The sequence below is a fragment of the Streptomyces sp. NPDC048644 genome (assembly GCF_043199105.1).
GTDB lineage: Bacteria > Actinomycetota > Actinomycetes > Streptomycetales > Streptomycetaceae > Streptomyces.
Genome location: NZ_JBICVO010000007.1, coordinates 144,689 through 154,998, shown reverse-complemented (window position 1 = coordinate 154,998; position 10,310 = coordinate 144,689). Strand labels below are relative to the sequence as shown.

1 protein-coding gene and 1 pseudogene are annotated in these 10,310 nt (G+C 71.6%); both read left to right on the top strand.

Going from position 1 to position 10,310, the window contains the following annotated elements; translation table 11 throughout:
- Positions 1 to 55: 55 nt before the first annotated feature.
- Positions 56 to 2,770, top strand: a pseudogene (locus ACGFNI_RS18005) (type I polyketide synthase); the annotation flags it as partial.
- A 570-nt stretch (positions 2,771 to 3,340) separates the two neighbouring features.
- Positions 3,341 to 10,273, top strand: a complete 6,933-nt coding sequence (locus tag ACGFNI_RS18000) for an SDR family NAD(P)-dependent oxidoreductase (RefSeq protein ID WP_393685228.1) — start codon at positions 3,341 to 3,343, stop codon at positions 10,271 to 10,273.
- Positions 10,274 to 10,310: the final 37 nt, after the last annotated feature.

The window sequence follows — 10,310 nt, the reverse complement described above, 5'->3', positions numbered from 1 at the left end:
AGGCAACGTCAACTGGCAACACAGGGGGAAGCACGTGGCTGACGAGGCGAAACTCCGCGACTATCTCAAACGAGCCGTCGCCGACGCGCACGAAGCACGCAGATTGCTGCGCGAAGCGGAGAACAAGGCATACGAGCCGATCGCGATTGTCGGGATGGCCTGCCGCTTTCCGGGCGGGGTGCGCTCGCCGGAGGGGCTCTGGCGGCTGGTGTCCGACGGCGTCGACGCGGTGTCGGGATTTCCGGCGGACCGCGGCTGGGACGTCGACGGCCTGTATGACCCGGATCCGGCGAGTTCGGGGACGTCGTATGCGCGTGAGGGCGGATTCCTTTACGAGGCGGGGGAGTTCGATGCCGGTTTCTTCGGTATTTCGCCGCGTGAGGCGCTGGCGATGGATCCGCAGCAGCGGCTGCTGCTGGAGACGTCCTGGGAGACCTTCGAACACGCGGGCATCGATCCGACGACCCTGCGGACCACCCCCACCGGCGTCTTCGTCGGAGCCACCGGCCAGGACTACGGCCCCCGCATGCACCACGCGCCGAAGAACGTCGAAGGGCTGATGCTCACCGGCGGCACCGCCAGCGTCATGTCCGGGCGGATCGCTTACCACATCGGACTGGCAGGCCCGGCCGTCACGCTCGACACGGCGTGCTCGTCGTCGCTGGTGGCCCTGCACCTCGCCGCGCAGTCCCTGCGGTCCGGCGACTGCACCATGGCGCTCGTCGGCGGAGTGATGGTGATGTCAACCCCCGGCACCTTCGTGGAGTTCAGCCGGCAGCGCGGCCTGTCCGCCGACGGCCGGTGCAGCTCTTTCGGCGCGGCAGCGGACGGCACCGGGTGGGGCGAAGGCATCGGCATGCTGCTCGTCGAGCGGCTGTCGGACGCCCACAGGAACGGGCACCGCGTACTGGCCGTGGTCCGGGGCTCCGCCGTGAACCAGGACGGCGCCAGCAACGGCCTGACCGCGCCGAACGGCCCCGCCCAGCAGCGGGTCATCCGCCAGGCCCTGGCGAACGCCGGGCTGACGGCCGCCGACGTGGACGCGGTCGAGGGACACGGCACGGGGACCAGGCTCGGCGACCCGATCGAGGCCGAGGCGCTGTTGGCGACGTATGGCCAAGGCCGGGACGCGGACCGGCCGTTGTGGCTGGGCTCGGTGAAGTCGAACCTGGCCCATACGCAGCACGCCGCCGGCATGGCGGGTGTGATCAAGATGGTGTTGGCGATGCGGGAGGGTGTGCTGCCGCGGACGTTGCACGCCGATGAGCCCTCGCCGCATGTGGACTGGTCGTCGGGCGCGGTCGAGTTGCTGCGGGAGGCGCGCGAGTGGCCGGAGGCGGCGGATCGTCCGCGTCGGGCCGGTGTCTCGTCCTTCGGCGTCAGCGGGACGAATGCGCATGTGGTGCTGGAGCAGGCGCCGGTGGCGGCGGAGCCGGATGAGGCCGATGGTGACGCCGTTGCTCCGGTGGTGGTGCCGTGGGTGGTGTCGGGGCGTTCGGCGGCGGCGTTGCGAGGGCAGGCGGCGCGGCTTCGGGAGTCCGTCGCCGGCGGTGACGCGTCGGCGTGCGACGTCGGGTGGTCGTTGGCGTCGTCACGGTCGGTGTTCGAGCACCGGGCGGTGCTGATCGGGAACTCGCGCGAGCAACTCATCAACGGTCTGGGCGCGTTGACGTCAGGCGACGGCGCCGCCCGTCCTGGTGTGGTGTCGGGGGCGGTGGTGCCCGGCCGGCTGGGTGTCGTCTTCACCGGTCAGGGTGCGCAGCGGGCGGGGATGGGCCGGGAGTTGTACGGGTCCTTCCCGGTGTTCGCGTCCGCCTTCGATGAGGTGTGTGGTCATCTCGACCCGTTGTTGGGCGGGTCGTTGCGTGAGGTGGTCTGGGCGGGAGAGGGGCTTGATGAGACCGGCCTGACGCAGCCCGCCCTGTTCGCGGTGGAAGTGGCGCTGTTCCGGTTGGTGGAGTCGTGGGGTGTCCGGCCGAGTGTGGTGGGCGGGCATTCGGTGGGGGAGATCGCTGCCGCGCATGTGGCGGGGGTGTTCTCACTCGCGGACGCCGCCCAACTGGTGGTGGCACGCGGCAAGTTGATGCAAGAGCTACCGTCCGGCGGGGCGATGCTGTCGGCGCTGGCTGCCGAGGACGAAATCCTGCCGCTGCTGTCCGGCCGTGAGAACCGGGTGAGCGTGGCCGCGGTGAATGGCCCTCGATCCGTCGTCGTCTCGGGTGACGGAGCGGCCGTCGGAGAGATCGAGTCCCTGCTCCAGGCGCAGGGGCACAAGACGAAGCGGCTCACGGTCAGTCATGCGTTCCATTCGCCGCTGATGGACCCGATGCTGGACGACTTCCGCGCGGCGATCAGCGGCCTGGAGTTCGCCGCCCCGGGCATGGCGATCGTGTCCGCGGTGACCGGCGAGTCCGTCACCGACGAGATCGCTTCGCCGGACTACTGGGTCGCGCACGTACGCCGCCCGGTGCGGTTCGCCGATGCCGTGCGGGCGATGGAGAGCAAGGGCGTACGGACGTTCCTCGAAGTCGGGCCCGACGGCGTCCTCTCGGCCCTCGTTCCTGAGTGCGTCGGCGAACCGGGCCTGTCCGCAGCCGTCCCCGTCCTGCGCCGGGACCGCCCCGAGCCGCAGTCCGCCGTAACCGCTCTGGCCCAGGTGTTCGTGCGCGGTGCGGACGCCGACTGGTCGTCGTTCTACGCCGGCTCCCGGGCCCGTCGCGTGGATCTTCCGACGTACGCCTTCCAGCGCGAGCGGTACTGGCTGCTGCCGTCCACAGCGGACGAACCGACCGCAGAGCCTTGGCAGTACCAGGTGGTGTGGAAGCCACTGGGCGGCAGCGGGGCAATCGCCGCGGCGAAAGCGAAGGCAACGTGGGTGGTGTGCGTTCCCGAAGGGGCCGAGGAGGGGGACGCGGCCTCCGGGATCGTCGAGGCTCTGGACGCGCACGGGGTCCGTGGTGTCGTTGTGGGCTTCGACGGCGGCCGTCTCGATGCGGATGCGCTCACCCGGCGCGTCCGGCAACTCGGGAGCCGGGCGGCGGCGGACGGCGAGCCACTCGGTGGTGTGCTGTCCCTGCTGCCCCTGCTCTCGCAGGAGACCGGCCCGTCCGGCCCGTCCGGCCCGATCGGCTCGATCGGCTCGTCCGGCGCGACCGCCGCTTTGACGCTCGTCGAGGCGGTTGAACGGGCCGAAGCGGCAGTCCCCGTGTGGTGCGTCACCACTGGAGCCGTACCGGCCCAGCCGGAGGACCCGGCGGACCGGCCCGCGCAGGCCGCCCTCTGGGGGCTGGCACGCGTGCTCGCCTGGGAACGGTCACGGAGCTGGGGCGGCGTCGTGGACATGCCCGCCGTACCGCGACCGGACGACTGGGCGCGACTGGCCGCCGTGGTCACGGCCCCGGACGGCGGAGACGACCAGGTGGCGGTGCGGCCGACCGGCACCTACGTACGCCGGCTGGCCCCGGTGAACCGTGCGCTGCCGCACGGCCGCGAGGACACCACCGCGAAGGGCTGGGACGTCCGGGGAACGGTCCTCGTCACCGGCGGCACCGGCACGACGGGGCAGGCGGTGGCACGGTGGCTGGCCGCCCAGGGCGCCCAGCACCTGCTCCTGACCGGCCGCGACGCCACCTCGGCGCCAGGCGTGTCGGAGCTGGTGAACGACCTCGGGGGCATCGGGGTCGGCGTCACGGTGGCGCCGTGCGAAGAGGCCGACCGGGAAGGACTCGCCGACGCCCTCGCCTCGGTGCCCGCGGCGCACCCGCTGACCGCCGTCGTCCACGCCGCAGGTCTTGACGACGGCGACGACGGGCACCGTGACCTCGCCCCCCTGGCGGCGCAGCAGTGCGGTCCGCTGCTCGATTCCCGCACGGCAGCGCTGTGGAACCTCCACGAACTCACCCGGAACACGGACCTCTCCGCCTTCGTCCTCTTCTCACCGGCAGAAACCCTGGTCGGAAGCCCGGGGCGGAGCGGCGCCGCGGCCGGACAGGCATGCGCCGACGCGCTGGCCCGGCACCGGCGAGCACAAGGGCTGGCGGCCACATCGGTCGCCTGGGGCCCATGGACGACCACCGACCGCACCGCCTCCACCGAGGCCCAGGATCCCGTCGGCAGAAGCGACGGCCCGCACTCCTGGCCGCAGAGCCTTGCGCCCATCCCCGCCGACGCGGCCCTGTCCCTGCTGAGCGACCTGGTACGGCAACACCGCGCCTGCGTCACCGTCGCGCGAGTCGACTGGGAACGGGTACTCGCCTCGGGCCTCCCCCCGCGCGTCCGGCGAACCGTGGAAGACCTTCCCGAATTCCGTGCGGCACTCGACGCCGACCGCCCGGACGACGAGCAACCGGCCGACCACGACGGCTCCGCCGCGCTGCGCGCCCACATCGAGGGCCTGAGCGCCGCCGAGCAGGAACGCCACCTGCGGGACCTCGTACGCACCGAAGTCGCCGCCGTACTCGGATACGCCGACCGGGAAGCGATCGACGGCCGGCAGGTCTTCAACGACCTGGGGCTCACCTCGCTCACCGCCGTCGAGGTACGCAATCGGCTCCACACGGCCACCGGGCTGCGCCTCCCGACATCCGCCGTCTTCGACTACCCGACCCCCGACGCCGTCGCCCGCCACCTGCGGGACGTACTCCTGAGCACGGAATCGTCGGTGGCCGCCACCGCAGGCGCGATCACCGACCCATCGGAACCGCTGGCGATCGTCGGTATGGCGTGCCGCTTCCCGGGCGGGGTGCGCTCGCCGGAGGGACTGTGGCGACTGGCCGTCGAAGGGGTCGACGCCGTGTCGGAGTTCCCGTCCGACCGCGGCTGGGACGTCGACGGTCTGTACGACCCGGATCCGGCGAGTTCGGGGACGTCGTATGCGCGTGAGGGCGGATTTCTTTACGAGGCGGGGGAGTTCGATGCCGGATTCTTCGGGATCTCGCCGCGTGAGGCGCTGGCGATGGATCCGCAGCAGCGGCTGCTGCTGGAGACCTCCTGGGAGACCTTCGAGCACGCCGGGATCGATCCGGAGACGGTACGCGGCACCCAGGTCGGCGTCTTCGCCGGAGGCAACGGCCAGGACTACGCCACGATGATGACCAGGGCGCCGAAGGACATCGACGGCTACCTCATGACCGGCAACGCCGCGAGCGTCGTCGCAGGCCGCATCGCCTACACCCTCGGCCTCGTCGGCCCCGCGATGACGGTGGACACGGCGTGCTCGTCTTCGCTGGTCGCGCTGCATCTGGCGGGGCAGTCGCTGCGCTCGGGCGAGTGCTCCATGGCCCTGGTCGGCGGAGTGACGGTGATGTCAACTCCCGGCACCTTCATCGAGTTCAGCCGCCAGCGCGGGCTGTCCCCTGACGGCCGGTGCAAGGCGTTTTCGGCCGACGCCGACGGGACCGGGTGGTCAGAGGGTGTGGGGATGCTGCTGGTGGAGCGGCTGTCGGACGCCCGGCGGAATGGGCACCGGGTGCTGGCGGTGGTGCGGGGTTCGGCGGTGAATCAGGACGGGGCGAGCAATGGTCTGACGGCGCCGAATGGCCCTTCGCAGCAGCGGGTCATCCGTCAGGCTCTGTCGGTTGCCGGGCTCTCCACCGCCGATGTGGACGTGGTGGAGGCGCACGGCACGGGCACCAGGCTCGGCGACCCGATCGAGGCCGAGGCGCTGCTGGCGACGTACGGCCAGGGCCGGGACGCGGACCGGCCGTTGTGGCTGGGCTCATTGAAGTCGAACATCGGACACACACAGGCGGCGGCCGGTGTCGCAGGCGTGATCAAGATGGTGATGGCGATGCGGGAGGGTGTCCTGCCGCGGACGTTGCATGCCGATGAGCCCTCGCCGTACATCGACTGGTCCGCCGGCGCGGTGGAGCTGTTGCGCGAGGCACGCGACTGGCCGCAGACGGAACGGATGCGCCGCGCAGCGGTGTCCTCCTTCGGTGCGAGCGGCACGAATGCGCATGTGGTGTTGGAGCAGGCGCCGGTGGCGGTGGAGCCGGATGAGGCCGGTGGTGACGCCGTTGTCCCGGTGGTGGTGCCGTGGGTGGTGTCGGGACGTTCGGCGGCGGCGTTGCGCGGGCAGGCGGCACGGCTTCGGGACTTCGCCGCCGACGGTGACGCGTCGGCCGTGGACGTCGGGTGGTCGTTGGCGTCGTCGCGTTCGGCGTTCGAGCACCGGGCGGTGGTGGTCGGGGAGACGGACGGCCAACTCCTGGATGGTTTGCGGGCGTTGGCGTCAGGCCATGGCGCCGGCGGCCCTGGTGTGGTGTCCGGGGCGGTGGCGCAGGGTCGGCTGGGTGTCGTCTTCACCGGTCAGGGTGCGCAGCGGACGGGGATGGGCCGGGAGCTGTACGAGTCCTTCCCGGTGTTCGCGTCGGCTTTCGACGAGGTGTGTGGTCATCTCGACCCATTGCTGGGCGGGCCGTTGCGCGAGGCGGTCTGGTCGGGCGAGGGGCTCGACGAGACGGGCCTGACGCAGCCGGCCCTGTTCGCGGTCGAGGTGGCGCTCTACCGCCTGCTGGAGTCGTGGGGTGTCCGGCCTGATGTGCTGGCTGGACATTCGGTGGGAGAGATCGCTGCCGCGCATGTGGCGGGGGTGTTCTCACTCGCCGGTGCCGCCCAACTAGTGGTGGCGCGCGGCAGGTTGATGCAGGCGCTGCCGTCCGGCGGGGCGATGGTGTCCGTCGAGGCGACCGAGGACGAAGTCCTTCCCCTGCTGTCCGGTAGCGAGGACCGGGTGAGCATCGCCGCGATCAACGGCCCCCGGTCCGTCGTCATCTCCGGGCAGGAGGCCACGGTCCTCGAACTCGCGCAGACCTTTGAGGCCAAGGGACGCAAGTCCAAGCGGCTCACGGTCAGCCATGCGTTCCACTCGCCGCTGATGGATCCGATGCTGGACGACTTCCGCTCGGCGATCAGCGACGTAACGTTCGCCGCTCCGAGCGTGGCGATGGTGTCCGCGGTGTCCGGCGAGTCCGTCACCGACGAGATCGCGTCCCTCGACTACTGGGTGGAGCATGTGCGGCGGCCCGTGCGGTTCGCCGATGCCGTACGGAAGATGGAGGGCGAGGGCGTACGGACGTTCCTCGAAGTCGGGCCGGACGGTGTCCTCTCGGCCCTTGTTCCCGACTGCGTCAGCGAGGCGGTCACGACAGCCGCCTTCCCCGTTCTGCGCCGGGATCGTCCCGAGCCGCAGTCGGCGGTGGCGGCTCTGGCTCAGGCTTGGGTGCGGGGCGCAGAGGCCGACTGGGGTGCCCTGTACGAGGGTTCGGGTGCCCGTCGCGTCGATCTTCCGACGTATGCCTTCCAGCGCGAGCGGTACTGGCTGTCGGCGTCGGAAGGCGGGGCGTCGGTGGATGTGGCGTCGGCGGGGCTGAGCGCGGCCGGTCACCCGCTGCTGGGCGCGGCTGTTGAGTTCGCGGACGGCGACGGCGTCATCCTCACCGGTCGTCTGTCCTTGCAGAGTCACCCGTGGCTGGCCGATCACGCCATCCTCGGCACGGTTCTGCTGCCCGGCACCGCCTTCGTCGAACTCGCCCTTCGCGCCGGTGATCAGGTCGGCTGTGACCGCATCGACGAGCTGACGCTCACCGCGCCGCTCATCCTGCCGGACCAGGGCGCCGTCCAGCTCCAAGTCACCGTCTCGGAGGCGGACGAGGAAGGACGGCGGGAGTTCGGTGTCCATGCGCGGTCGGACGGCGGGGACGATGCAGGATCCCCGTGGACCCGGCACGCCACGGGCACGCTCGTGAACGGTCCCCTTGCCGCCGGTCCGCAGAGCGTTCCGGTGTCCGAGTGGCCGCCTCCCGGCGCCGTCGAAACGGATCAGGGAACCACCGGCGTCTACGCATCGCTCGCCGAGCAGGGATACGCGTACGGCCCGGCGTTCCAGGGCCTGCGCCGGGTCTGGCGCCTCGGCGACGACGTCTTCGCCGAGGTGGTCCTGCCCGACGAGGGGAACGGCCGCTGGATGGGACGGACCGGCGAGGACGCGGGGTACGCCCTGCACCCGGCCCTTCTGGACGCGACCCTGCACGCTCCCATGCTGACCGCGCTGGAGGACGCCGCGGCTCCCGCCCTGCCGTTCTCCTGGAGCGGCGTACGGCTCCACGCGACGGGCGCCACCGCGCTCCGCGTCCGGTTCCACCGCACGGGGGCGGACACCGTGTCGGTGACGGCCTTCGACAGCGCGGGCGCGCCGGTGTTCACGGCGGATTCGCTGCGGTGGCGCGAGGTGTCGGCCGACGCCCTGCGCAGTGTACGCACCACGTATCACGACGCGCTGTTCCAGGTCGACTGGACGGCGTCGGCTCAACTGCCGGACAGCGCCGACGCCGCCGCCCTCACGGACGACCCGCAGGCGTGGGCTCTCCTGGGATCCGACGAACCGGGACCGGCCGAACGGTTCGGTGGCACGCCGTACTCGTACGCGGACGTCGGCGCGCTGCTGGCGGCGGTGGATGCCGGTGCACCGATGCCGGCCGTTGTTCTCGCACCGCTGCCCGCGGCTTCCGGAACGCCTGGGACGGGGCGGCGGGTGGTCGACGAGGTGCGTGCCCTGAGCCACCGCGCGTTGCGGCTCGCGCAGGAATGGCTCGCCGACGAGCGGCTCGACGCGACCCGCCTGGTCGTCATCACCCATGGCGGCGTCGGGCTCGGCGCCACCGACCCCGCCGACCTCGCCCTCTCATCCGCCCTGGCGCTCTTGCGGTCGGCCCAGACCGAGCACCCGGGCCGGATCGTCCTGGTGGACCTGGACGAGGAGGACGCGTCGTGGCAGGCGCTGCCCGCCGCGATGAGCGCGGGCGAGCCACAAGTGGCGCTGCGCGCAGGGGAGTTCCTTGTTCCCCGGCTGGCCCGTGTGGCGGTGGACGACGAGGCTCCGGCAGCCGCATTCCTGCCCGCACCCGCCTCCGAAGCCGCATCCCTGCCTGTTCACGCCGCAGGCACGGTTCTGATCACCGGTGCCACAGGCGTACTCGGCGGACTGCTGGCCCGGCATCTGGTGACGGCGCACGGCGTGCGGCGCCTGCTGCTCGTCAGCCGCCGGGGACCGAAGGCGACCGGAGCGGAGGAACTGCGGGCGGAGCTGACCGCGCTCGGCGCCGAGGTCGTGGTCGCCGCCTGCGACATCGGCGACCGTACGGCCGTCGCGGAGCTGCTGGCCTGCATCCCACCGCAGCATCCGCTGACCGCGGTCGTCCATGCCGCGGGGGTGGCCGATGACGGCGTCGTCGGCTCGCTGACACCGGAGCGGATCGACGGCGTACTGGGGCCCAAAGCGGCCGGCGCCTGGCATCTGCACGAGCTGACCCGGGACCACGACCTGTCGGCGTTCGTGCTGTTCTCCTCGGCCGCCGCCGTGTTCGGCGCCCCCGGCCAGGCGAACTACGCCGCCGCCAACGCCTTCCTGGACGAACTGGCCCACCACCGCCACGCTCAGGGGCTGCCGGTGACCACCCTCTCGTGGGGGCTCTGGGCGCAGAGCAGCGGCATCACAGGGCACCTCGCCCAGGCGGACCTCCAGCGCATGGCGCGCGCCGGTCTGGTGCCGCTGACCACGGGGGAAGGACTGTCGCTGTTCGACACCGCACTCGCGGCGGGGCGGCCCTGGACCCTGCCCGTACGCCTCGACCTCAAGGCGCTGCGCACACAGGGCGATGCGCTCCCGCCGGTACTGCGCGGCCTGGTGCGGACCACGGCCCGGCGTGGCGCCGCCTCAGGACCGACCGCGGATCCCGGCTCACTGACGCAACAGCTGACCGGGCTCACGGCGGAAGGACAGGAACGCGTCCTCACGGAGCTGGTGTGCGGCCAGGCGGCGACGGTACTCGGACACAGCGACCAGGGAGCCGTCGACCGCGACCGGGCCTTCAAGGAACTCGGCTTCGATTCGCTCACCGCCGTCGACTTCCGCAACCGCCTCACGACGGTCACCGGAATGCGGCTCCCGGCCAGCCTGATCTTCGACTATCCGACGCCGCAGGCACTCGCCGAGTACCTGAAGGAAGAACTCGTCGATTCGGGCGTATCACCGGAGAAATACGTCCTCGACCACATCGAGCAGCTGGAATCCGCACTGGCGGCGGTCCAGTTGGACGACATCGCCCGCGCGCAGACAAAGGTGCGTCTGAACGGCCTCCTGTCGCGGTGGGACGAGAAGAGCCAGGAAGCGGTGACGACACAGGTAGTGGACGTCACCGAAGGACTTCAGTCCGCATCGGCCGAGGAAATCTACGACTTTCTCGGCAAGGAATTCGGCATCGCCCTCGACTGACCGAGCGGCGGGTGGAACGCGGGCCTGCGGAATGACG